Origin of the sequence: Pseudoalteromonas sp. SM9913 (assembly GCF_000184065.1) — a bacterium.
GTDB lineage: Bacteria > Pseudomonadota > Gammaproteobacteria > Enterobacterales > Alteromonadaceae > Pseudoalteromonas > Pseudoalteromonas tetraodonis.
In genome coordinates this window covers 843,833-868,445 of sequence record NC_014803.1, presented here as the reverse complement: position 1 = coordinate 868,445, position 24,613 = coordinate 843,833, and the positions used below count along the sequence as shown (strand labels likewise).

Genomic DNA, 24,613 nt, shown 5'->3' with positions numbered 1-24,613 from the left:
ATCTGTTTACTAAAAAAAGTCAACGGACGTCTAAACATCTAAAAATCCAAAGATTCAAGATTCATGGTTCGGGGTTCGGGGTTCGGGGTTCGGGGTTCGGGGTTCGGGGTTCGGGGTTCGGGGTTCGGGGTTCGGGGTTCGGGGTTCGGGGTTCGGGGTTCGGGGTTCGGTAATTATCATAGTTCCAAAAATAAAAAGCCAAACAATATAACTTGTTTGGCTTTATACGCATTCCTTTGAGCTCAGCACCTATACAGCCATGCTCGAGGCAATAAATTAATCGCGGAAGTTTTTAAACTGAAATGGTTGACCTAAATCTGCCGTGCGTACAACTTGCATAGCCGCTTGTAAGTCATCACGCTTTTTACCTGTTACGCGAACTTCTTCACCTTGAATGGCCGCTTGTACTTTTACTTTAGAGTCTTTGATGGCTTTTACTACTTTTTTAGCCATGTCTTTTTCGATACCCTGTTTAAGTGCAACGTTACGAAAAACATTTTTGCCCGCACGAGAAATATCTTGTAGCTCTAAGCTTGCAACATCCATCCCACGTTTAGAGATTTTACTCGCTAAAATATCAAATAACTGCATTACCTGAGCATCTGCTTCAGCTTTTAATTTAATTGTTTTATCGTTTAGCTCTATTGATGCATCAACGCCTCTAAAATCAAATCGCGTTTCTAGTTCACGGTTGGCGTTATCAACCGCATTTTTTGCTTCGTTCATTTCTACTTCAGATACAATATCAAATGAAGGCATAGCGTTCTCCTAACTATCTAATCTTAATTTTATGCCGCAATTATAACGTTAAAATGATAAATCTTTACATTTTTCTGCATTTTGTTCAGGTGCGATACTAAATTAGTTTGATATACTGAGGCTTCTTTTTTATACGATTTTAGGAATTTTCGTGACAAGGCGTGTTTACCAAGCAATTTTTTTAATTAGTATTGTTGCGTTTACCTTCTTATTTGCTAAAGAGGTAAAGGGCGCGGCAAACTTATTTCCGCATGTTGATAAAGTAGCGCATTTTGGTATCTTCTTTTTACTTGCCATTATTATGGATAAAGCGTTTAAACTCCCATTATATGCACAAATACTATTACTCGCTGGTTACGGTGCAGCAATAGAAATTATGCAAGATAGCCTTCCTTACAGACAAGCATCACTGGTCGATTTTGTTGCCGATTTTATTGGTGCAGCGAGCTACTTTTTAGCTAAAGCCCTGTTAACACTGCGTAAAAAGAAGCATTATGGCTAACATACTTGTTGTAGGTGATGGCGCTATTGGCTTGTTATTTAGCCATTTTTTAGCCAAGCATCACGCTATATATATACTTACTCGAAAAGGCACAGTTAATACTCGCTTTTACAGCCACAGTAACGCTGCGTCTGAAAAAATTAACGCCACTTTTATCTCACAAGAGCAGTTATCTCAAACTCCTGAATTTGATATTGTTTTATTCACGGTAAAAGCGTTTGCAGTGCAACAAGCCTATGCTCAAGTAAAACCTTATCTAGGCAATAATACCCATATTATACTGAGTCATAATGGCATGGGTAATGTTGAACAATTAAATGAACAACTAACAAAGCAGCAGTCGTTGTACTTTTTAACCACCAGCATAGCTGGATTTAAGTCAAACCCTAATATTGTGCAGCATACCGGAAACGGGCAAAGTGTATTAGGGGGCTATAATCAACTAGCTATTCAAAATATTCAACAGCTTAGTGCGCAATTACACACTATTCCGCAGTTAATTGTCAGTAACAATATTGAACAACTACGGTTTGAAAAGCTACTGGTTAATATTGCAATAAATCCATTAACCGCTCACCACAATATAAAAAATGGTCAGTTACGTGCACCGCAATACAGTAGTGCAATTATTAATTTATTAGCTGAGGCGTGCCACATTGCAACCGCGCTAAAACTCAATATTAAGCTTATAGATGCCCTAGAGCGGGCTTACAAAGTAATGAGTTTAACTGCCGAAAATTACTCTTCGATGCATCAAGATGTAATGCACAATAGACAAACAGAGATCATGGCTATTTGTGGCTATATAAGTGAGCAAGGAAAACTACACCATATTGCAACACCTTATAATGACGCCTTACTTGCTGAAATTTTGGCAAAAAAAAGCGCGGAATAAATCCGCGCATTTAGGGTCTGTTGACCTTTCAAGGTTAAATTTGCAGCAGTCTGTTTGGTATTTAGGTAAGGCAGAGCCTATGTGGTGTGGTTATTCCCCATAAATAGGCGATAACGCAGCATCAATGCCAAACAGGCGCTGCCCGAAGGGTTCTGCCTAGGGGCGATTTACTCTTTGTTGCTCGATTTTTACTTAACCCACTAGGTTACAAACCTCGCGCCGCGATTAAACCGCCCCTAGTTTGAACAAATTATAATCCGCAAAGGTCAACAGACCCAATATCTTAAGCCATCAAGGACGATATACTTTTACGGTGTTAAAGCCTTCTTCGTGAAGAATAAGCGCTTGTAATTGGCTCATTACTCCTTTTTGGCAATATAAGTAATAATCTTTGCCTTTAGGTAAATCGCCAAACTTTGTTGCTAAGCGGAAAAACGGTAAGTGGATAACTTCAATACCTTCAATTTCCAGCGGCGCCGCATCTTCTTCTTCAGGCGAGCGAATATCAACAACAACCGCTCCTTCAGGTAACTCTGTAACTGATTCTGCCTCTTTAAGCTCTTGCTTAGCCTCAACATCAATATCGCGCACATCCATAACACGGGCGTTATCAATAACGGTATCTAACACATCAAAGTCAAACTTTTCTTCTTCTGCTTTAATCACTTCAATTTTGGCTTTAACTGTCGGCTTTTTAGAGATCACACCGCAGTATTCAGGCATCGTCTCTGCCATTTCTGCAGTGCCTATTTGGCGCGCTATATTGATGATTTCTTGCTTATCATGTTGGATAAGTGGGCGTAAAATGAGCGTTTCGGTTACGCGGTCAATCACACTTAAGTTAGCTAAGGTTTGACTAGACACCTGACCTATACTTTCACCCGTAACCAATGCTTGAATATTTAGTTTTTCAGCGACGGCACTACCCGCTCGCATCATCATACGTTTAAGGACAACGCCCATTTGGCTGTTCTCAACGTTTTCTAAGATTTCAGCAACCACTGGCTCAAAATCAACAGTAATAAACTTAACTTTGTGAGTAGAGCTGTATTGTTTCCATAGATAGTAACTCGCTTGTTTAACCCCAATTTCATGAGCAGCGCCACCTAAATTAAAGAATAAAAAGTGCGTGCGAGCACCTTTACGGATCATTTGATAACTGGCAACGCCAGAATCAAACCCACCAGACATAAGCGATAATACATCGTCTTGTGTTGGCAGTGGAAAGCCCGCCATTCCTAAATGCGTTTGCGTTACTATGTAGGCTTTTTCGTCTTTAATTTCTAAACGAATCGTTACTTCTGGGCGACTTAGCTTTACTCGAGCCCCTTCAACATGTTGATTAAGCCCGCCACCAACGTAACGCTCTAGCTCAGTTGAAGTAAAATCATGTTGACCTATGCGCTTAGCACGGACACAAAAGGTTTTACCAATAATAGTGTGACCAACTAGCTCAATAGTTTTTTGATAAATGTCATCAATCGTTTTAAAGTCTGTTTCAGTCACTTCAATAAACTGCACGATGCCAGGTATACGTTGTAAGCTGTCGATAAAATCAAGGCGAGTTTGAGCATCGTCAAGTTTTGTTACAACTGAAATGTTATCCCAGTTATTACGTACCTGTACTTTTTCGTCAACACGACGCAATACAATTTTAATGTTATTTTCTAACACTTTAGTAAAGCGTTTACGGACTGAACGGCTTTTAATGGCTATTTCAGGGTGAAGTTTGACGATAAATTTAAGCATAGTTTAACTCTTAGACTGCGGGAATTCGCGCACCCAGGTATTGGGCGCGGCGGATTATAGCAAAAAATTTAGCGCCTAGGAACTAACCAACTTAACGGGCTTAAGGATTCTGGGGAGCAGCATTTGCTAAAAGTGCGTACTTGTCTCTTAACTGATTAATTTTATTTGCGCTTTTTTCGGTGCTGTAGGCTTTAAATAAAGTCAGTACTTTTACAATACCAGGGTAAATATCTTGCTCAACCAGCACACCACTAAGCCTTCTTGCTTTCATATAGGGTGTCCAAAAGCTGACCGTTAATTTTAACGTATGAGCAAGTTCGATAGCATCTTGTTCATCAATAGCAATAATTTCGCTGTCGCGTAAGGCCAAAATGATGTTACGCACCTGCTCAAGTAACTCTTGCTGAAAATCAATGTAACCCTGTTTTAAATGACTATCGCGAGCGAGAATATCGCCAAGGTTGTCGTAAAAAAAATGATAGCGCCACATCAATTCAAATAGCGAATCTAAATAAGGACCTAGGTGTTCAAAAGCATCGTCGCCTTGATCGACCGGCTTAAAATGAGTACTTAAATGGTCACGATAAAGTGCAAATATATGGCGAATAATGTCTTCTTTATTTTTAAAGTGGTAGTACAGATTACCCGGACTCATACCTAAACTCGATGCGATATGATTAGTAGATATTGCTCTTTCACCATGTTCGTTAAACAATGAAATACTGGTTTGAATTATTTTATCCTTGGTATTCATATACTCATTACTCAATTTTCGAAAATACGATGCTGCATTAAAATAATCCGCCTAGTATAAACAAATCATTGCATTTGTAACACTGCGCAGCTGCAGTTATATACAATTTACTCACAAGGCTGCTTTGCACACTAAACACTGCTACACTACGGCTAAAAATAATAACACAGTAAATATTATGAAAGTGACCGCAATCTACCCAGGCACATTTGACCCTCTTACCAACGGCCACACTGATTTAATTCAGCGTGCGGCTAAAATGTTCGATACCGTTATTGTGGCTATTGCTCATAACCCAAGTAAAAAACCGTGTTTTACTTTAGAAGAACGCGTTGATTTAGCAAATGAGATTTTAAGCCATTTAGATAATGTAAAAGTCATTGGCTTTTCAGGGCTACTCGCCGATTTAGCCCGTGACCATAATGCTAATGTACTGATCAGAGGCATAAGAGCGGTTTCTGATTTTGATTACGAGTTTCAGCTCGCGAATATGAATCGCCGTTTAAACCCTGATTTAGAAAGCGTATTTTTAACGCCCGCCGAGCGCAATACCTTTATATCATCAACACTAGTAAAAGAAGTAGCACGCCATAACGGGGATGTGAGTGAGTTTGTTGACACCATAGTAATGAAAGCCCTGCAGTCAAGGCTTGGGAAAACTAAGCATTAAACACAACACCTAGCGTATCGTTACATTACGCTAGGTAGCTTCGCTCTTGATGGAAACAGAACGTTCTTAAGCCTCACTAAGCCCAAAAAATCTTTATTGATAAATAGTGCCAATGCCATTATAAGATCAAATAGAATAACGCCAAACCCATATGCAGCCCAAAACCACCAATAATCAATGTTTCCTTTAACTTGAACATCATAATGCATCCCCAAAAATAAACAGGTATTAACACCCAACCCCAGAATTAAGTAATAAAAAGCAATAGGTGTATTTTGCAACGTGATTTTTCGCCACAAAAAAAGTGTAAAAATAGTTGTGAGATCAAATATGAAATAATCTTTATAAGTTGAAGTTTCGAGGCTTAAAAATGCACTTAGAAAATAAGAAATCATCATTATCAATGAAATATGCAGCAAGCTTTTATCTTGTTTATTAATGCTCGAAGAAAGATTATATAGAAAAGCGATTAAAAATAGCCACAAAATAAAATTACCTAAATTCTCGCCAACTTTAACAAGTAGCCATAATAAATCTGTCATTATGGGCTTTTAAACTCAGCGCGTGATCTAAATAAACGACCTTTAAGTTTCATTAGCCCTAAAAAGTCTTTATTGATAAAAATAGTAATAATCATTAGTAAATCAACAACATTAACCCCCATAGAGTACAGGCTCCACAACCACCAAGGATCTGAGTTCCAGTTTATATAAAGATCTATGTAAATAGCATACGTTAAACAAGCATTAATCAATAAGCCACTAACAATATAGTTTTTAGCCACATCGCTTTCAAAGCTTGAAGCTTTTGTTATTATAAAAATAATACAAACTGTAGCGAAATCAAAAAAAATCCAGTTAAGGTAAACGTTTTTGAAAACTAAAAGGAAATCACCAATAAGGTAAGAAAAGAACATGATTGTGGCTAAATAGACCAAAGATTTATTTAGCGTATTTATACTCGATACCAAAGCGTACAACATGGCCATTAAAAAGCCCCACTGTATAAATGCATCGATATAATCTGCTAAAAATAAGTCTACATAATACATTTATTGGATTTTGTTAAGCTCAGTCGTTTTGAATAATGAAATGAGTTTACTTTTAAGGGTGTGTAAGCCAAGGAAATCACGGTCTACTATTAAAGCGACAATCATAATCAGATCAATAATGTTTACACTGAAGGTGTAGATATCCCAAAAAAGCCAAGGTTCTTTATTTTGATATACATTCAAATCTAAGTACATGAGGGAAAAGAAAAGTGAATTTATTGCAAGACCCACAATTAAATACAAAAAAGAGGGTGTCGTTTTTCTTAACATAGCCATAGCTATTAGCAAGCAAAGAATGGTAAAAATATCATAGATAGCCCAATCTAATAAAACCGCAGTTTTAATTGATAGCCAAGTAAAAAAATAGTCTGAAAGAGTATAAGAAACCATCATAATAAATGAACTGAGTAATAAAGTTGTATTTCTTTTTACGTTTAAAGTATAGACAAAGACATTAAAAAAAAATGCCATTAAAAAGCCCCACATTGTAAACGCTGAAAGCGAGAAAAAACCAAAAAACTCAGTTAAAAACATTTAAAACCTTAATTAATTATTTAGGTTTGATAGGTACAATACCGCCGCCACGACGAAGTTCTGCACCAGCAGCACTCATTGCCTCTTGAGATATACTAACTGTATCAGATTGTAGGGTTTTAGGGCTAGCAGTTTGTTCCATTGCAGGCTTTAATTGTTGCGTTTTATTATATGCTTGCATTTGTACTTGGCTATTAGCTGAAATTTGCATGTGATTAATCCTTATGAGTATTAAATTTTTATTATTGGCGCAAATTTAAATCACACCATCTGGAGCAGTTACTAAATAACTTCTGTAACGTATTGCCTTCGTTGATTAATTGACTCAACAACACACTACAGAACTATAAATGCAACCGATATGCCAACTTTAAATTCATAGCATATTAATTTAAAACATCACTTTATTTTACTCAAAAAAAAACGCATCGGGGTCACCGTGCGTTTTTTATCCTAGGGATTGCTCAAGCCACGTTTTTACAAGGGATCTCCATGCTATTACTTGGCTTTAACATATATTCCATTGCGACTTCATCACAGTTTTCTTTACGTAAACATAACTCACAATCTTTCATGACTTTTTCAGGTAGGCTCTCTTTATTACAGAAACTAAACCGCTGATTTTCGAAAAAGTCAGGTACACGAGTCAGAACGATGACACGATTGAGTGCCAATTTTTTGGCTTTTACTAATAAATGTTCTACCAGCTCTCGCCCTTGCCCTGTTACCCCGCTTTTAGGGTCAATACCTAAAGAGCGTATTTCAGCTAATCCGGTGTCGTAAATGTATAATGAAGCACAACCTGATACCTGCCCATTAATCTCTGTCACGGCAAATTCATTAATTGAGTGCACCATGTCACTTTTAGCGCGCGGTAAGTTTTCGCCGACTGTTGCCCAATGTTGCACGAGTTTAGCGATTACTTCCACGTCATCTAGGTTTGCATCACGAACTGTTATTTGCTGTTTTTTTTTCGCGTCTTTAACCGCTTTACTTACTTGTTCTAATGAGGTTCCGCCAAGTGCTTGACGTGCTTTAATACAAGCATCAATTTCAAGTACCGGATACACGTCATCTTCAAACACTGGGTTTACTGATTTATACTGCTCAAGTGAAAGCTCCTCTAACGTTTTACCTTCACTAATGGCTAATTGCACCAATACCCCAACAATATGATGCCCTTCTCTGAACGGCACACCTTTGGCTACCAAATAATCAGCAAGCTCGGTTGCATTCGCGTGGCCACCTTTTGCCGCTGCTAAAGTTTTGTCTGCTTTAACTGTTACACCCTTAATACACGCTTGCGCCATATGAATACACGCAAGCCACGTTGGCATAGCGTCAAAAATGCCTTCTTTGTCTTCTTGCATGTCTTTATTGTAGGCAAGCGGCAGTGCTTTTAGAGTCATCATCATTGCACTAAACGCACCAAACACCCGTCCTGTTTTGCCACGAATAAGCTCTAGTGCATCAGGGTTCTTTTTCTGCGGCATCAAAGATGAGCCCGATGTAACATTATCAGCCAGTTCGATAAACCCAGCTTCTCCTGAGTTATAAAAAATCAAGTCTTCAGACATGCGCGATAAGTGGATCATAGAGATAGACGCACAGCTTAATAGCTCAACCACAAAATCACGATCAGATACACCATCAAGACTATTTTTGGTCGCGCCTATAAACCCTAACCCTTGCGCAAGTGCATGACGGTCAATAGGATAGGCAGTTCCCGCAAGAGCGCCACTGCCTAATGGGCAATAGTTCATTCGTGCTTGGGCATCTTGCAACCGGCTTTCATCACGCTCTAACATTTCTACATAAGCCATACACCAATGGCTAAATAACACGGGCTGTGCACGCTGTAAGTGGGTGTAGCCTGGCAATATTGTGCCTAACTCACGCTCAGCAAGGGCAACAAATTCAGCTTTTAATTGTGCAATCGCTTTTAAAATGTGATCGGCGGTATCGCGACACCATAATCTAAAGTCGGTAGCAACTTGGTCGTTACGACTGCGTCCAGTGTGTAATTTTTTAGCTAAATCACCCACTTTTTCAATTAGCGCGGCTTCAACATGCGAGTGAATATCCTCAGCACCTGAGGTGGCAACAGCTTGTGGATCTGCTTTTACCTCTTCAAGTAATTCATATAATGCCGATACCAGCTTTTGGTGTTCGTCATTAGATAACACGTTCACTTGTTCAAGTGCGCCAGCCCATGCAACAGAGCCAATAATATCTTGCTCTGCTAATTGATAATCGAAGGGAAGTGAATCGTTAAATTGTTTAAACGCTTCATCTGGACCCGTAGAAAAACGCCCGCCCCATAATGCCATGAAATCTCTCCAAACCCGATAATAGCCCCTTAATTCCAAGGGGCTTAAAAAATTACTTTTTAGCTAATGCTGAAATTCTGCTTGATAGTGAGAATAAACGAATAAAGCCTTCTGCGTGCGATTGGTCATAAACATCGTCTTCACCAAAAGTAGCAAAATCTTCGCTGTATAAACTGTTAGGTGATTTTTTCTGAACCGCTGTTACTTGCCCTTTGTAAAGTTTAAGTACCACTTCACCTGTTGCTAACGTAGAAAGCGCTTCTGCACCGGCTAAAATAGAATCTTTAAGCGGCGTAAACCAACGACCGTCGTAGACTAAATGCGAAAATTCACCACCGAGTACCTCTTTCCATTTACGGCTTGACTTATCAAGAACGAGCTCATCAATTGCTTGAAGCGCCGCCATGATCACTGTACCGCCTGGTGTTTCGTAACAACCGCGTGATTTCATACCCACTAAACGGTTTTCTACAATATCAACACGACCAACACCATGCGGGGCAGCTATGTCGTTTAGTTTAACTAAACAGTCGTAAGGCTTTAATTGTTCGCCGTTTACAGCAACCACTTCACCTTCTACAACTGATAAAGTGACATGCTCAGCTTTATCGGGCGCTTGCTCTGGTGAATTAGTCCAAGTCCATACTTGCTCACTTGGTTCACACCAAGGGTCTTCAAGCTCGCCGCCTTCATGGGAGATATGCCATGCGTTAGCATCGCGACTGTAAATTTTAGTTGCTGATGCAGAACACGGAATATCACGCTCAGCTAGGTAATAAAGCAATGATTCACGACTTGATAAATCCCACTCACGCCATGGCGCAATCACCTTTAAATCAGGAGCCAGTGCTGCAAAACATGACTCAAAACGTACTTGGTCGTTACCTTTACCCGTACAGCCATGAGAAAGTGCATCTGCCCCCACTTTACGGGCAATTTCAACTTGGGCTTTAGCGATGATTGGACGTGCCATAGAAGTACCTAGCAAGTAGGTTCCTTCGTATATAGAGCCTGTTTTAAGTGTTGGGTAAATGTAATCACTTACCATTTCATCTTTCAAATCAACCACGTAACATTCAGATGCACCCGATGCAATGGCTTTCGCTTCTACGCCTTCAAGTTCTTCTGCGCCTTGGCCAACATCGGCCACAAAGGCAATAACTTCACAGCCGTAGTTTTCTTTTAACCATGGCACGATAGCCGATGTATCAAGACCACCTGAATAGGCTAAAACGACTTTTTTAATTGAACTCATAGGTGTTCCTTAACAAAATTTGGATTTAATAATGTAACAAGCAGAGCATTTTGCGCATGCATACGATTTTCTGCTTGTTGAATAATTTTTGATGCGGGGCCATCCATTACCTCAGAGGTAATTTCAAACTCACGGTGTGCCGGTTGGCAATGTAATACCGTGGTAGCCCCGGTTTTTTTAAGTAATGCCTGATTTAATTGATAAGGCATGTATTTTTCTTTCACTTGCTCAAGCGGTGTGGTGTCTCCCATAGAAACCCAGGTATCAGCGTAAACTGTGTTAGCACCTACCGCAGCCTCAACTCTGTCACTTACCATCACAGACGCCCCATTCATTGCGGCAATTTGCTCCGCTTTTTTAAGAATTTGCGAATCGGGCGAACTGCCTTTTGGCGTCACAGCAACAAAATCAGTCCCTAGAGTTGCTGCAAGTAGCATCAGTGAATGCGTTACGTTATTGCCTTCACCTAAATAAGCCAACTTTAGCTGACTAACATCACCGTGCACTTCTTGAAGCGTTAAAAAATCAGCTAAGGCTTGGCATGGGTGATATAAATCACACAAACTATTAACCACCGGAACAGACGAATACTCACCTAAGGTAGTTAACGTACTGTGCTGATTGACCCGGGCAACAATACCATCAGCCCAAGTTGAAATATTCAAGGCGAAATCTTTTATTGATTCACGTGCCCCCATCGCGCCGTTTTGTTGATCAAGATAAACCGCATGACCTCCTAAACGGTTTATACCAATATCAAACGATAAACGCGTACGTAAACTTTGCTTTTCGAACAGAGTAACCACTGACTTACCAGCTAACACTTGGCTGTACTTTGCAGGGCTTTCTTTAATATCTTGCGCTAATTTTAATAAATTAAGGGCGCCTTGTTGGTCTAATTCTAGACCCGTTATAAAATCTTTAAACATATTCAACCTATGGTGTCACTTTAGTTCCGACGTGCTCGCCTTGCAGCAAAGCCGTTAAATTTTCTGGCTTTTGCCAGCTGGAAATGTACACACCGCGTCGTAAATGTTGGGCAGCGTGAAGACTGGTCTTAACTTTGACCTCCATCCCGCCCACAATTACTCCCTCTGCAATTAAAGTATCAATGTGTTTTGTGTCAAGTTGATGTAGTGGATGCTTATTCACATCAAGCACCGCTTCTACATCTGTCATAAAAATAAGTTCGGCGTTTAAATTACTCGCAATCGCGGCTGCTGCTTCGTCAGCATTAACGTTGTACCAAAGCCCTTGCTCATCAAAACCGATGGAGCTGACTATAGGTAAACGCCCGCCACTGAGTAATTCATTAATAATAGAATCATCATTACTATGGCATTGACCTACTTGCCCTAGCGCTTTTAATTTTTGTGATGCTGTTATTCCAGCTTCATATAAACTCAAGCCAACGGGTTTGTGCCCAGCAGTCATTGCTTGCGCCATTAATTGTTTGTTTGCTGTTCCCGCTAATGCTCCTACAATATAAGGCATCTGTTCTTTAGGGCTGATACGCAAACCTTGGTGTTTAGCACTGGCAAAACCGGCTTCTGCTAACCAATGGTCAACTAATGAGCCACCGCCATGAACAATGACAAATTGTGCATCATGTTGCTCATCAAGAACCTCAAAAAGCGCTTTAGCGGCATTTTCAGTATTGAGTACTGCGCCACCGAGTTTAATTACCCACGTTTTACTGCTCATTTAAACGCTCCTACTAAACCTGTAGTGTGAGGCAAACCCATTGACAAATTAATACATTGCAGAGCCTGACCAGCCGCCCCTTTTAGTAAATTGTCAATCGCTGCCATTACTATTAATTGTGAGTCTTGCTGCTGCCATGCAATATCAACATAGGGTTGTTTTGCTACCCCTTTAATGGAGGGAATTTTGCCACCAAGCAATCGAATTAACGGCTCATCTGCTAATACTTGATACGCTTTAGTTACTTGCTCACTGGTCACACCCGGTTTTAGCTGTACATAAATGGTTTCTAAAATACCGCGCGGGAAATTACCTAAATGAGGAGTAAATAACACGTTATGGCCAAGATACTGCTGTATCTCAGGCCCATGACGATGGTTAAACAAACCATAAGCAGCTAGCGATACTTCGCAAAAATGCGTGCCAATACTTGCTTTACGACCAGCCCCAGTTACTCCCGATACAGCATTAATAATAATCCGCTCATCACTAAGTAACCCAGCTTGCTGAAGAGGTTTTAATGCATTTAATGCGGCAGTTGGGTAGCAGCCAGCTACAGCAACTAACTGCGCCTTTGCAATGGCCTCACTATTCCACTCTGCAAGGCCATATGCAGCTTCATTAAGAAGTTCTGGATGTTGGTGTTCAAAACCATAATAAGTGACGTAATCTTCATTACTTTCAAGACGGTAACCACCCGAAAGGTCAAATACCTTTTTGCCCATCGCTAAAAACTGAGGGGCTAAATCAACACTTACTTTATGGTCAGTGCATAAACACACATAGTCTGCTGAATGAGCTATATCACTCAATGCACTCTCATTAAGTGGTTGCAAAGGTAAGTCAAGTAACCCTAAGTGCTCAGGGTATAATTCACTGAGCAATTTATGTTTATCTAAGCTTTGCGCTGATACATAACATGCTGATAATGTTAATGCTGGATGTTTGGCAACTAAGCTAGCCAATTCTGCGCCGCTGTAACCGCTGGCACCTATAATTACTACGTTCATTATTTACTCTTTATATAAAATTAGTGACTACATTCCATGTTATTTACTTACACTAGGTTGCAACCTAGCTAAACTGATTAAATTAATGAGTGATAACTATCGTCGTATTATTTTCATGGCGTAACTTTGATATATTTATGCTTAAAAAGTGAATTGATATTCATCATAAATACTTTTATATTGTTATGCAATTAAATTGAATACTTATTTTGGATTTTTTTATGTCTCTGCCGTCATTTATCTCGATGTATCAGCAATTGATTGCTGCCCCCTCTATTAGCGCTATTGAAGAGCATTTGTGTATGAGCAATAAAAGCGTGATTGAACTACTCGCTCAGTGGTGTGAAAGCTTAGGTTTTACCTGTGAAATAATAGAGTTAGAAGGTGGTAAAGGCCGCTACAACTTATTAGCAAAACGCGGACAAGGCGATGGCGGGTTAATGCTTGCGGGGCACACCGATACGGTGCCGTTTGATGATAGCCGCTGGAATCAAAATCCATTTAAATTAACTGAACTTGATAACAAATTATATGGTTTAGGCAGTATTGATATGAAAGGCTTTTTTGCTTTTGTACTGCAAGCTATTAGTGAGCTTGATGAAAAGCAACAAACTCAACCTATTTTAATATTAGCGACCGCCGACGAAGAAACCACTATGGCTGGCGCACAGCAAATTTGTAAGCACCCAAATTTAAAGCCAAGCCGCTGTATTATTGGTGAACCCACGGATATGACACCAGTATTTACCCATAAAGGCCATATGACTACAGCAATCAGAGTCGTTGGTCGCTCAGGACATAGCTCTGATCCCGAACGGGGCCTTAATGCCATCGAAGTAATGCATAAAGTGATTACAAAATTACTGATCTTAAAAGAACAACTTAAGAATAAATATTCAATAAATCACTTTGAAATTCCTTATCCAACACTCAACTTAGGCAATATTTATGGGGGTGACAATGCCAACCGAATTTGTGGCTGCTGTGAAATGCACATTGATATGCGCCCTCTTCCAGGTTTAAGCGTGCAAGAGCTTCAAGCTCTGGTACTTGATGCAACCTACGATATAAACCAGCAATACCCTAACTCTGTGAGCGTAATTGATTTGCATGAGCCAATTCCAGCATTTACGGGAAGCACAGATAGCGCGTTAGTCAAATTAGCCGAAAATATAGCAGGGCAAAAAGCAGTGGCTGTTAACTACTGTACCGAAGCGCCATTTATACAGCAACTCGGTTGTGAAACCATCGTAATGGGACCAGGCTCTATTAACCAAGCGCATCAGCCCGATGAGTTTTTAGCAATGGAAAAAATCAAACCTTCTCAACAAATTATCAGCAACCTTATAAAGGCGAGTTGCTTTTAATCAGCAACAAAAAAGACGCTTAATCGCGTCTTTTTTGTCATTGCATTTGTAATTGTAGTTACATATATTTTCGTAAATACTTTTTAAACACCGGATCAGTTTGTGCCAGTTCTTTCTGCTCTTCTAATATCTCTTTTAATATAGCACCTGAGGTAAGCGGGTTCGCCAGTACCACTCTAAATACCACGGTTGGTTGGTTATCATATTGAACTGGCGTTAAACGCGTACGCGATACAAATGAGCGACCCGATTCACGTTGGCGTTTTTGCATGCTGGCAGTAAAACGATTAAGCGCGGCAAAAATGTCTAAACGGGTTTGTGCATCAGCTTGGGCTATCGCGTGTTTAATTTGTTTTGGTACATAGCGATAGGTCAGTAAGCAAAGTTCTGGCTCTGATATTAACTCAAAGTCTTCATCGGCTTTTATTAAATCAGCAAAATAACGCGCTTTTTTAATACTGCGATCGATAAGCATTTCATAGCCTTTACGACCAATAACACGTAAGCAAGCATGCACTAACATCGCCATCCCAGGGCGACTTCCCTCAAGCGTATGGCTGCCTAAATCTTTAGAGCCTTTACGTAAAATATATTCAGCATGATGCTCGATGGCATCAGTTGCAGCAGGGTCTTTAAATAAGACTAAACCGGCCCCCATCGGCACATACATTTGCTTATGCGCATCAATGGTGATTGAATCTGCATGCTCAATACCTTTTAATAAATGCCTATGGGTATTAGACAGTAAAGTAGCTCCACCCCACGCTGCATCAACATGAAAATGACAATTAATCTCTTGTGCTAAATTAGCCATATCTTCAAGTGGGTCAATATTACCGGTTTCAGTGGTTCCTGCGACCCCAACAATTGCCATCACTTTAATGCCTTGTGCTTCAAGCTCTAACGCTTTTTCTCGCATTGCACTAACATCGACTTTGTTATCGGCAGAAGTTTTGATACCAATTAAATTTTCACGACCAATACCTAATAAATCAACCGATTTACCAAGCGAATAATGACCTCGTTCAGAAATTAAAACTGCCAGCCCTTTGTGACCATAGTGAAGCATTCCTGCAACTAAACCTTGTGCAGCAATGCCTTTAAAATTGCCATCCGCTTTTAATAAGCGGTTTCGAGCTATCCAAAGTGCAGTAATATTTGCCACGGTGCCGCCAGAGCAAAATGCCCCTAACGAAGTTTTTGCACTGTGCATCCATTTAGAATAAAAACCATCACTTTGGCTATAAGCTAAATGATGCATCATCCCTAAAACTTGACGTTCTAATGGGGTAAACGCTTTCGAGGTTTCAATTTTTACTAGGTTTTGATTTAACCCAACCATTAATTTCGATAACGGTAGTAAAAAATGAGGCAGAGCCGATGTCATATGGCCAATAAAGCTTGGCGCTGCGGTATGAACAGAATGAGCAACCAGCTGCTCCATAATATCTTGAGCATAGCAAGACACAAACGTCGGTTCTTCAGGGATTGCCGCCGATTGAAAATCTTTTTCTATTTCATGTAATGGTTTTTCAATTGCCGCGATATTTTCGTTTAAGAAACCTGCTAAATTACTCGAAATTTCAAGCTCTATTTTGCTCAAAGTTGAGTCTGGCGCCTCTGGAACGGTGAATATCCGTTTAAGGCTTTCTTTAGAGGCGACGGCACAACGCTTTTGATCCATCTTCATACCTAGTGTGTGACTAAAACACCTGTTAGTTTGTAAAACACGCTAATATAAGGTGTTTTTTAAGCAACGGCATTTCTAAAAAATTGCGCTAACTTTACTGCAATATGACAAAAATGTCTCGTTTTAAGCCATAAAAGACAATACTAAATAGATAACATTTCACTATTTTTTAAATTTAGTACAAAGGGTAATTAAAATATTGGGCATTTATAATTTTTAAGTATAATAAAATCAACAAAAATAAGGATAATACATGCTCAAAGGAAATCTAAAATTAACACGGTTGGCGCTTGGAACCGTCTTTTTTTTGGTCAGCTTAATCATTTATGGTTACTACACTTACTCTGCCATTCAAAGTGATGTAATGCGCAGCATTGACAATCGCTTAATAAATGCAGCCACCAGCGTAAAGTATATTTTAGGTAGTGATTACCACGACAAAACGTCGCAAGAAATTAGCTTTGCAAGCTATCAAAATAAGGCCGAACAGCTTTCTGCTTTAGCCAATGATTTAAATATAGATTATTTATATTCAATGATATTAATTGATGAAAATATTTATTTTACTGCCTCCAGTTACACCCAAGATGATCAAAATAACGGTAAAGTTACCCAGTATTTAGATCTTTACCCTGAAGCGACGCCAATTAATATGGCGGCATTTTTATCAACGGCCCCTATTTTTGAAGTGTCAACGGCGCATCGTGGTCATTCTAAAACGGTGTATATTCCTCATATAGCAAAAAATGGCAGAACCTATTTAACTGCAGCTGATATTAGCGTCGATAAAATCAATACGGCTTTAATAACACGTTTGAATCAAGCCCTGCTTCATTTTAGTTGCGTACTGTTCATATTGTTACTGGTTTATATTCTTTATTGTTTTGGGGTACGCCGCTCACTAATGAGGGATCATGCTACGGGGTTTGAAAATCATATTGCCTTGGAAAAGCAGCTAAAAAAAAGTAATGAGCATCATCTACAAATCGCGATTATTTTGGTTAACGAAATTGATAGTATCAGTCGTTTTTTTGGCACAAAAACAGCCGATGAAGTGATGAAAAAACTACTCAGTCACTTTAAGCAGCAAAACCGTCTGCAATCACGTATTTATCGTATTGCGACCAACAAGCTGGCCATTTTAACCAGTAAAGAAACACCTTTTGATGAGCTTTACAGCATTATTCAATCCCATAATAAAAATACACCTTTTATTACAGACCCATTTATTTATATTACGCTCAACGCTGGAGTCGCAAGAGGGAATAAGTCATTACTGCTTAAGAATGCCCACATTGCTTTGCTACAATCAAGGCAAGGTGTTCAACCCATAGTAAACTACTCAGAAGCGATTAACGACAATAAATCTCTGTATTTATACAATGTAGAAATAGCAAAGGAAATTCGTGAAGCGTTTGATGCCCATCGCGTTGTTCCTTATTTTCAACCTGTTATAGATACCAATACCAATGCCATTATTAGGTATGACTGCTCACCAAGAATAGTGACCTCACATGGGGAGATTTTAACCCCTGATACCTTTTCTAATGCAGTAAATAGGCTGCGTATGGATGGGATGTTAACACGTACCTTATTTACTCAATGCATTTCGCGCTTTCGCAAATCAGCAATCAGCTGGGGGTTAACTGTGTGCGCTGAAAATATTGCAGATCCCACTATTTATGATCACATAGCATATGAGCTTCATCGCTACCCCAACCCTGAAAACATTACTATTTCAATATTAGAGTCGCAGGTCATTACACACTACTATGAAATAAAATCATTTATTGCGATGGTAAAAAGTAAAGGGGCAAAAATAGTGATGCATTGTTGGGGTAATGAGTTTATTAATACGCTCAATACGTTAAAGATTGAGGTAGATGGTATTAAACTCGATGGTGCGATCACCAAGCAACTGGTAAATGATGAAAATACATCGCTATTTATCACCTATATTGCTGATATAGCCCAGCAGCTTGAACTTGAATTGGTTGTTGAAGCGGTAGAAAATAACACGGTTGCCGAGCTACTCAATAAACTAAATGTGACGCTGATGCAAGGTAGTTACCTTGGTAAACCAACGCCACATGTGACTCACTTTAAGCAACAATTAGCTATTTAAGATTTATAACAAGCCGGTGGCTTTGCTGGCCACTGGCCCAGTACTTACGTTCAAAAGGGGTAATTGCTTCGTCTGACTCAAACAATTCGGTTTCACATGGATTCCCCGCTAATTCAAGCGCTCTGGCAAACTCTTTAACATAAATATCCCAATTACTGCGCACCTCAAGTAAACCGCCTAACTTTACAATAAACGGGAATATAGCCGCCCCATGCCAGCGCCTTTGTATGTGTTTAGACTTAGGCCAAGGGTTAGGGTAAAGCAAATAGTGATGCGTAGGCTGCCAATTAGCAGCCACCGCTAAACGCCAAAAGTCATTTAAGTCAGCTTGCACTAAAATGTATTGACCACTTTCACTTTGTTTATATTCAACATCATGCTTATCAAGTCGATGAGATGACTTATCAATGCCTATGACTAACGCTTCAGGATGACGTTTTGCTAAATTAGCGGTGCTCTCCCCGACCCCACAACAGGAATCTAAAATAAGCGGCCCATTAAAGGCTTGCACTTTAGCATTAACTTCATCAAATGCGGTTTGCGTATGCGTTGCAATTGGCTTTTTAAACTCAGCCTGTAAGTGTTTATTAACTATTTCATCAAGCTTTTCATGAAGTCCCGCTTGATTAGATACAATACTACGTGAATTTGCATCGCTCATTAGTGTCTTAGCCCCACACCTTTTTTAATTAGCGTCAGTGCTAAAGTAAATAGGACGCTGATAAACACCAACAACACACCCATTGCGACCGATAAATCTACATCCGAAACACCTAAAAACCCATATCTAAATGCGTTAACCATATAAATAATTGGGTTTATTTGCGACACCATTTGCCAAAAATCAGGCAGTAAAGTGATTGAATAAAACACCCCGCCTAAATAGGTCAACGGCGTTAAAATAAAGGTAGGGATAATACTTATGTCATCAAAGCTGTTTGCATAAATAGCGTTAATTAACCCGCCCAAGGCAAACACCGCCGAGGTGAGAATAACAGTGGCTATAATCACAAAAATATTATGTATTTGTATATCAACAAAAAATAAAGAAACGCACGTTACGATAAAACCAACCATAATGCCACGGGTCATACCTCCGCCCATATAACCCAGTACAATGATGTAATTAGGCACAGGTGCAACTAATAACTCTTCAATACTTTTTTGAAACTTAGTTGAGTAAAAGCTAGAGGCAACATTTGAATAAGAGTTAGTAATAACTGACATCATAATAAGGCCAGGGACAATAAACTCCATGTAGCTAAAACCGCCCATGTCACCAATACGTGAGCCAATTAGGTTACCAAAAATAACAAAATATAAACTCATCGTGATCGCTGGCGGTACTAAGGTTTGCACCCAAATACGCAAAAAGCGAATGCACTCTTTAATCCAAATACTTTTTAAGGCTACGCCATATTTAAACATTTATTCGCCCCGCCCTTGCTCTAATAAACCTACAAATAATTCTTCTAATCGATTCGCTTTGTTTCGCATGCTCAGCACGGTATTACCTTGTTCAGTCAATGCTGTAAACACCGCGTTTAATCCTTGAGATTTAGCCACTTCAACTTCAATGGTGTGATCATCCCCCATAGTAAATTTGTATCCATCTAGCGTTACGGGTTTAGACGGTTGTTTTAGATCCAATACAAAGGTTTCTTTGTCTAATTTAGCAAGCAGGGCTTTAATCGTAGTGTTTTCAACAATTCGCCCAGTATCAATAATGGCGATGTTTTTACAAAGCAGTTCAGCTTCTTCAAGGTAGTGGGTTGTTAAAATAATGGTCACACCTTGTTCGTTAATTTGCCTTAAAAAGTCCCACATTGAACGGCGAAGCTCTATATCAACCCCCGCTGTTGGCTCATCTAAAATAAGTAATTTGGGCTCATGCATTAAGGCACGTGCAATCATTAAACGGCGTTTCATACCACCAGATAAGGTACGCGCTTGCTTATCCTTTTTCTCGATTAATCCAAGCTGCGCCAAGTATTTATCTGCACGTTTATGTGCTTCGCCGCGCGGTACACCGTAGTAACCTGCTTGATTAACGAGTATTTGGCTCAGCGTTTCAAACTGACTAAAGTTAAACTCTTGTGGTACTAGGCCTAAATTCGCTTTAGCCGCCTCAAGGTCGGTATCAATATCGTGACCAAATACTTCAACTTTGCCTTTGGTCTTATTAACCAGTGAAGAAATTACCCCAATAGTGGTTGATTTACCCGCCCCATTCGGGCCAAGTAATGCAAAAAAGTCACCTTCGTGAACTTGTAAATCAACCCCTTTTACTGCCTCTACCCCATTTTTGTAAACCTTGGTAAGGCCTTCAATATTTAAAGCAATATTTTGCTTATTCATTTCTTACCCTCACCATAACCCCAACGCTTTGTGAGGTTATGTTCAATATTTAAATGATCTAAAATTCGCGCCACCATAAAGTCAACCAAGTCTTCTATGCTTTGCGGTTGATGATAAAACCCAGGTGCTGCAGGCATAATTGTTACACCTAAACGCGATAATTTAAGCATGTTTTCTAAATGAATTTCGCTAAATGGCGTTTCGCGTGGCACTAAAATAAGCTGGCCTCGCTCCTTTATCACCACATCGGCGGCGCGCTCTAATAAATTATCTGATGCGCCGACTGCAATGGCAGACACAGAGCCTGCGCTACATGGACATACTACCATTTTTTTGGGGGCTGCAGAGCCCGAAGCTACCGGACTAAACCAATTATCTTTACCAAATACCTTTAACTGCCCAGGTTTTGCGTTATATAACAGGCTTAATTGCTCTGTGGCTTTGTCTTCATTCCCTGATAACTTTATATTGGACTCGGTATCAAAAACTACGCGCGCGGCACTTGAAATAAGCACATACACTTGAAATTGTTGCTCAAGTAACACTTCTAGCAACCTCAATCCATATGGAGCGCCTGATGCACCACTATATGCTAAGGTGATTTTATCTTTAAATTGCACATTATTCTCCGCTGTATTTATTGGCCAAGCCATCAACAAATTGTTGATGAAGGCCATTAAAACCACCATTACTCATAATTAAAACATGTTGATTTGGCTCAATACTTTCAAGCACTGTTTCGATAATGGCGATTGTAGAATCAAAACACTGCATACCGGCTTTTTCTGCTTGCTCCTTAAGCGACCAGCTTAAGTTTTCTGGTTCAAACAGTAGCACCTCATCCGCATCGCGTAATGAGTCTAGCAATGTAAATTGATGAACTCCCATTTTCATGGTGTTAGAACGCGGCTCTAAAATCGCAATAATTTTGTCATTGCCCACTTTTGCGCGCAGCCCCGCAAGCGTTGTTTGTATCGCGGTAGGATGATGGGCAAAATCATCATACACTTTAATGTTATTTATATCCGCTTTAAGCTCCATACGCCTTTTTGGGCTGATAAATTCGCCTAAAGCCGCAATACTGTGCTCAATAGCAATTCCTACATGGCGCGCTGCTGCAATGGCCATCATGGCATTTTTAACGTTATGCTCACCAATTGCCTGCCAGTTAACTACACCTTGCAGCTGCGTGTTTAATAACACATTAAATTGAGAACCATCCGCTTTAAGTAGCTGATAATCCCAATCATCGCCTAATGTTTCGCTCTCGCTCCACAGCCCTTTTGCTATAACATCGCTCAGAGCCTCATCATCTTTTGGCCACAATACTTTCCCGCTTTGCGGTAGTGTACGTATCAAATGGTGAAATTGTTTTTTAATCGCATTTAAATCTTCAAAAATATCAGCATGATCAAATTCAAGATTGTTTAAAATGAGTGTTCGCGGTAAATAATGAATAAACTTACTACGTTTATCGAAAAAGGCGGTGTCGTATTCATCGGCTTCTATGACAAAAAATGGCGTTTGCCCAACCCGAGCCGAAAGACCAAAATTTTGCACGATCCCGCCAATTAAAAAGCCTGGTTTTAAACCTGCATATTCTAATATCCATGCCAGCATACTGGCAGTCGTTGTTTTACCATGGGTTCCTGCCACCGCCAGCACCCATGATTTTTGTAGTAAATTATGCTTAAGCCACTCTGGGCCTGAGGTATAAGGCAAGCCTTTATCTAATACATATTCAACACACGGATTCCCTCGGCTCATAGCATTACCTATGACGACTATGTCGGGTGCCGGTTCTAGTTGAGATACATCATAGCCTTGGGTTAGCTCGATTCCTAACTCTTCTAATTGGGTACTCATTGGTGGGTAAACGTTTTGATCAGACCCGGTAACGTGATGACCTAATGATTTAGCTATAGCGGCAATACCACCCATAAATGTGCCACAAATACCCAAAATATGTATATGCATTTACTATCCTTTCATCCTGCGCGGAATGTGCTCTAAGGCGAACTTTAATGGCGCTATAATGCCAAAATTTAGATCAAGTTACCATCAGGGTCTGTTGAGCTTTCTAGGTAAATTTGCAGCAGATGTTTGGTATTTCGACAAGACAGCGCCGATGCGATGTTTGGCGCAAATAAAAAAGCCTCCCACGGTGGGAGGCTTTTTAAAGATTAATGGCTTATAGCATTAAAAAGAATATTAAGCCGATGCCTAATAACAAACGATAAATAACAAATGGCAGCATACCCATTCGTTCAATCACTTTTAAAAACATAAAAATACAGGCATATGCTGATAAAAACGACAGCACTACACCCAACAATAAAGCAGTCCAATCAACAATATGATCGCCAAGCGCTAGCTCTGCTGTGTAATAAAGGCCCATCATTGAAATAATCGGAATAGCCAGCAAAAACGAAAAACGGGCTGCACTTTGCTTATTCATACCCAGCATTAAACCCGCGGTCATGGTAATACCTGAGCGAGAAGTCCCTGGGATCATCGCAACGGCTTGCGCAAAGCCAATGATGAGTGCGGTTTTCCAGTTAAGCTGATAAATTGTTTTTATTTGCTTACCTTTAGCATCGGCGTACCACAACAACAAGCCAAATACGATTGTTGTGGTTGCAATCACCCATGCACTGCGCAAATACAGTTCAACAAAATCTTTTAGCAATAGCCCTAAAATAGCGGCAGGCACAGTACCTAAAATTATCCACCAGCCTAGTTTGCTGTCATCTGTTGTACCTCGTACACCAAACGATTTAAACCAAGCACCGAGTATATCGGCCACTTCTTTACGAAAATAAATAACAACAGCAATTAACGTTCCTACATGAACGGCAACATCAAATGCCAAGCCTTGATCTTCCCAGCCTAAAATTTGCGACGGTAAAATTAAGTGTGCAGAACTCGATATAGGTAAAAATTCAGTAAATCCCTGGATTAGGGCTAAAACAATTATTTCTATAATACTCATGGGTTAGAAAACTCCACCTTCCATAGTTTTTGTTGAGGGTTGTTATATGCATTCCATATTTGGGCAATCGTTTTTTTTGCTACAGGGTGATAAAAATCAGGAGCCACCTCTGCTAAAGGCTGTAATACAAAGGCATTTTTGGTAATTTCGTCACGTGGTAGTTGAGCTGGGCTCTCACAAATGACATCATCGTAAAAGAGTAAATCGAGATCCAAGGTGCGCGGGCTAAATTTTTTATCATTTGCTTTGCGACCATTATCGCGCTCTATTTGTTTTAATAACGCACACACATCTTCAAGCGCCATTTCGGTAGTGGCAGCGAGTACGGAGTTGTAAAAGTTATTACCGGCAAAACCCACTGCTTCACTTTCAAATACCGAAGAATGTTGTGTATTTTTAAAGTGTTTATTTAACGCCACTAAAGCACGCCTGATATGCTCTGCTTTATTAATATTTGACCCTAAACTAATAAATATTTGCGCCATTTAAGCAAGAGCCTTGTTACGCGTTATTTCTACACCGACGGTTTGCGCTTGTGCAACTGCAGCGGGCTTACTTACTTTTATTGTCACTTGTGGGGTATTAAATTCGGTTAAAATGATTTGCGCTAATTGCTCCACCAGTGTTTCTAAAAGCTCTACCGGTTTAGCCGTACTGTGTTCGATAACACGCTCACTAACCTTAGCGTAATCCAGTGCCAAGTTAATATCGTCGTTTTGCGCTGCGGGCTTGATGTCGCTTAACATTTCAATATCAAAGTACAGGCTTTGTTTACTTTTCTTTTCAAAATCATACACCCCGATAATCGTTTCGACATGCAATTGTGATATAAATACCTTGTCCATTGATACTCCAAATGACTGTAACA

General features: G+C 39.8%; 26 protein-coding genes. 5 read left to right on the top strand and 21 right to left on the bottom strand.

From position 1 onward, the window contains the following. Positions 1–276 precede the first annotated feature (276 nt). Entirely contained in the window at positions 277–759 is a 483-nt protein-coding gene (locus tag PSM_RS04015; RefSeq protein WP_013464315.1) for a YajQ family cyclic di-GMP-binding protein, read from the bottom strand. A 151-nt stretch (positions 760–910) separates the two neighbouring features. On the opposite strand from PSM_RS04015, the gene PSM_RS04010 reads away from it, so the two are divergent. Continuing rightward, positions 911–1,261, top strand: a complete 351-nt coding sequence (locus PSM_RS04010; RefSeq protein ID WP_013464314.1) for a VanZ family protein — start codon at positions 911–913, stop codon at positions 1,259–1,261. Continuing rightward, positions 1,254–2,156, top strand: a complete 903-nt coding sequence (locus tag PSM_RS04005) for a ketopantoate reductase family protein (protein WP_013464313.1) — start codon at positions 1,254–1,256, stop codon at positions 2,154–2,156. The genes PSM_RS04010 and PSM_RS04005 overlap by 8 nt, the downstream gene beginning before the upstream one ends. A 291-nt stretch (positions 2,157–2,447) precedes the next feature. On the opposite strand, the gene thiI is transcribed toward PSM_RS04005, so the two are convergent. Together thiI and PSM_RS03995 are read right to left on the bottom strand one after the other, a co-directional pair. Beyond that, positions 2,448–3,905 (bottom strand): tRNA uracil 4-sulfurtransferase ThiI, encoded by a 1,458-nt coding sequence (gene thiI / locus PSM_RS04000; RefSeq protein ID WP_013464312.1) that lies wholly within the window; start codon positions 3,903–3,905, stop codon positions 2,448–2,450. Positions 3,906–4,005: 100 nt separating this feature from the next. Further along, a complete protein-coding gene (locus tag PSM_RS03995) occupies positions 4,006–4,659 on the bottom strand; it encodes a TetR/AcrR family transcriptional regulator (protein WP_013464311.1) in 654 nt (217 codons plus the stop codon). Between the two features lie 178 nt (positions 4,660–4,837). Between PSM_RS03995 and coaD the strand changes: the two genes are divergently transcribed. Further along, the gene (gene coaD, locus PSM_RS03990; protein WP_024601870.1) at positions 4,838–5,329 is read left to right on the top strand and encodes a pantetheine-phosphate adenylyltransferase; all 492 of its coding nucleotides are present in this window, start codon (positions 4,838–4,840) and stop codon (positions 5,327–5,329) included. 20 nt (positions 5,330–5,349) lie between these two features. On the opposite strand, the gene PSM_RS03985 is transcribed toward coaD, so the two are convergent. The 9 genes from PSM_RS03985 to argC all read right to left on the bottom strand — a co-directional run bounded on the left by PSM_RS03985 (position 5,350) and on the right by argC (position 13,213). After that, positions 5,350–5,871 (bottom strand): hypothetical protein, encoded by a 522-nt coding sequence (locus PSM_RS03985; protein WP_013464310.1) that lies wholly within the window; start codon positions 5,869–5,871, stop codon positions 5,350–5,352. After that, positions 5,871–6,380, bottom strand: coding sequence for a hypothetical protein (locus tag PSM_RS03980; protein WP_013464309.1), 510 nt, complete (start codon positions 6,378–6,380; stop codon positions 5,871–5,873). The genes PSM_RS03985 and PSM_RS03980 overlap by 1 nt, the downstream gene beginning before the upstream one ends. After that, positions 6,381–6,914, bottom strand: a complete 534-nt coding sequence (locus tag PSM_RS03975) for a hypothetical protein (RefSeq protein ID WP_013464308.1) — start codon at positions 6,912–6,914, stop codon at positions 6,381–6,383. It lies immediately after the preceding gene. A 16-nt stretch (positions 6,915–6,930) separates the two neighbouring features. After that, positions 6,931–7,125 carry a hypothetical protein gene (locus PSM_RS03970; protein WP_013464307.1) on the bottom strand — a complete coding sequence of 65 codons (195 nt, stop codon included), beginning with the start codon at positions 7,123–7,125 and terminating at the stop codon, positions 6,931–6,933. 253 nt (positions 7,126–7,378) lie between these two features. After that, a complete protein-coding gene (gene argH, locus PSM_RS03965; protein WP_013464306.1) occupies positions 7,379–9,244 on the bottom strand; it encodes an argininosuccinate lyase in 1,866 nt (621 codons plus the stop codon). Between the two features lie 52 nt (positions 9,245–9,296). Continuing rightward, entirely contained in the window at positions 9,297–10,499 is a 1,203-nt protein-coding gene (locus PSM_RS03960) for an argininosuccinate synthase (protein ID WP_013464305.1), read from the bottom strand. Further along, on the bottom strand, positions 10,496–11,428 hold the full coding sequence (locus PSM_RS03955; RefSeq protein WP_013464304.1) for an ornithine carbamoyltransferase: 933 nt from the start codon (positions 11,426–11,428) through the stop codon (positions 10,496–10,498). Before PSM_RS03955 ends, PSM_RS03960 begins: the two co-directional genes overlap by 4 nt. 7 nt (positions 11,429–11,435) lie before the next feature. Then, positions 11,436–12,203 carry an acetylglutamate kinase gene (gene argB, locus PSM_RS03950; protein WP_013464303.1) on the bottom strand — a complete coding sequence of 256 codons (768 nt, stop codon included), beginning with the start codon at positions 12,201–12,203 and terminating at the stop codon, positions 11,436–11,438. Then, entirely contained in the window at positions 12,200–13,213 is a 1,014-nt protein-coding gene (argC, locus tag PSM_RS03945; RefSeq protein WP_013464302.1) for an N-acetyl-gamma-glutamyl-phosphate reductase, read from the bottom strand. Before argC ends, argB begins: the two co-directional genes overlap by 4 nt. Before the next feature lie 221 nt (positions 13,214–13,434). Here argC and argE point away from each other — a divergent pair, with 221 nt between their 5' ends. After that, the gene (argE, locus tag PSM_RS03940; protein WP_013464301.1) at positions 13,435–14,580 is read left to right on the top strand and encodes an acetylornithine deacetylase; all 1,146 of its coding nucleotides are present in this window, start codon (positions 13,435–13,437) and stop codon (positions 14,578–14,580) included. 58 nt (positions 14,581–14,638) lie between these two features. Here argE and panP read toward each other — a convergent pair whose 3' ends face one another. Then, positions 14,639–16,264: a pyridoxal-dependent aspartate 1-decarboxylase PanP gene (gene panP, locus PSM_RS03935; protein ID WP_013464300.1), complete on the bottom strand. Its 1,626-nt coding sequence runs from the start codon at positions 16,262–16,264 to the stop codon at positions 14,639–14,641. 259 nt (positions 16,265–16,523) lie between these two features. Here panP and PSM_RS03930 point away from each other — a divergent pair, with 259 nt between their 5' ends. Next, complete coding sequence (locus PSM_RS03930; protein WP_013464299.1) at positions 16,524–18,395, top strand: GGDEF domain-containing protein; 1,872 nt, start codon at positions 16,524–16,526, stop codon at positions 18,393–18,395. On the opposite strand, the gene trmB is transcribed toward PSM_RS03930, so the two are convergent. The 8 genes from trmB to folB all read right to left on the bottom strand — a co-directional run bounded on the left by trmB (position 18,388) and on the right by folB (position 24,590). After that, positions 18,388–19,056 (bottom strand): tRNA (guanine(46)-N(7))-methyltransferase TrmB, encoded by a 669-nt coding sequence (gene trmB, locus PSM_RS03925; protein ID WP_013464298.1) that lies wholly within the window; start codon positions 19,054–19,056, stop codon positions 18,388–18,390. The genes PSM_RS03930 and trmB overlap by 8 nt on opposite strands. Further along, on the bottom strand, positions 19,056–19,823 hold the full coding sequence (locus PSM_RS03920) for an ABC transporter permease (protein WP_008466038.1): 768 nt from the start codon (positions 19,821–19,823) through the stop codon (positions 19,056–19,058). The genes trmB and PSM_RS03920 overlap by 1 nt, the downstream gene beginning before the upstream one ends. After that, a complete protein-coding gene (locus PSM_RS03915; protein WP_013464297.1) occupies positions 19,824–20,753 on the bottom strand; it encodes an ABC transporter ATP-binding protein in 930 nt (309 codons plus the stop codon). After that, positions 20,750–21,373, bottom strand: coding sequence for a flavin prenyltransferase UbiX (locus PSM_RS03910; RefSeq protein WP_013464296.1), 624 nt, complete (start codon positions 21,371–21,373; stop codon positions 20,750–20,752). Before PSM_RS03910 ends, PSM_RS03915 begins: the two co-directional genes overlap by 4 nt. Before the next feature lies 1 nt (position 21,374). Beyond that, entirely contained in the window at positions 21,375–22,730 is a 1,356-nt protein-coding gene (mpl, locus tag PSM_RS03905) for a UDP-N-acetylmuramate:L-alanyl-gamma-D-glutamyl-meso-diaminopimelate ligase (RefSeq protein ID WP_013464295.1), read from the bottom strand. Positions 22,731–22,944: 214 nt separating this feature from the next. Further along, a complete protein-coding gene (locus tag PSM_RS03900; RefSeq protein ID WP_013464294.1) occupies positions 22,945–23,745 on the bottom strand; it encodes an undecaprenyl-diphosphate phosphatase in 801 nt (266 codons plus the stop codon). Beyond that, on the bottom strand, positions 23,742–24,230 hold the full coding sequence (gene folK / locus PSM_RS03895; RefSeq protein WP_013464293.1) for a 2-amino-4-hydroxy-6-hydroxymethyldihydropteridine diphosphokinase: 489 nt from the start codon (positions 24,228–24,230) through the stop codon (positions 23,742–23,744). The genes PSM_RS03900 and folK overlap by 4 nt, the downstream gene beginning before the upstream one ends. Next, positions 24,231–24,590 carry a dihydroneopterin aldolase gene (gene folB, locus PSM_RS03890; protein WP_013464292.1) on the bottom strand — a complete coding sequence of 120 codons (360 nt, stop codon included), beginning with the start codon at positions 24,588–24,590 and terminating at the stop codon, positions 24,231–24,233. It abuts the gene before it with no gap. Between the last annotated feature and the right edge of the window lie 23 nt (positions 24,591–24,613).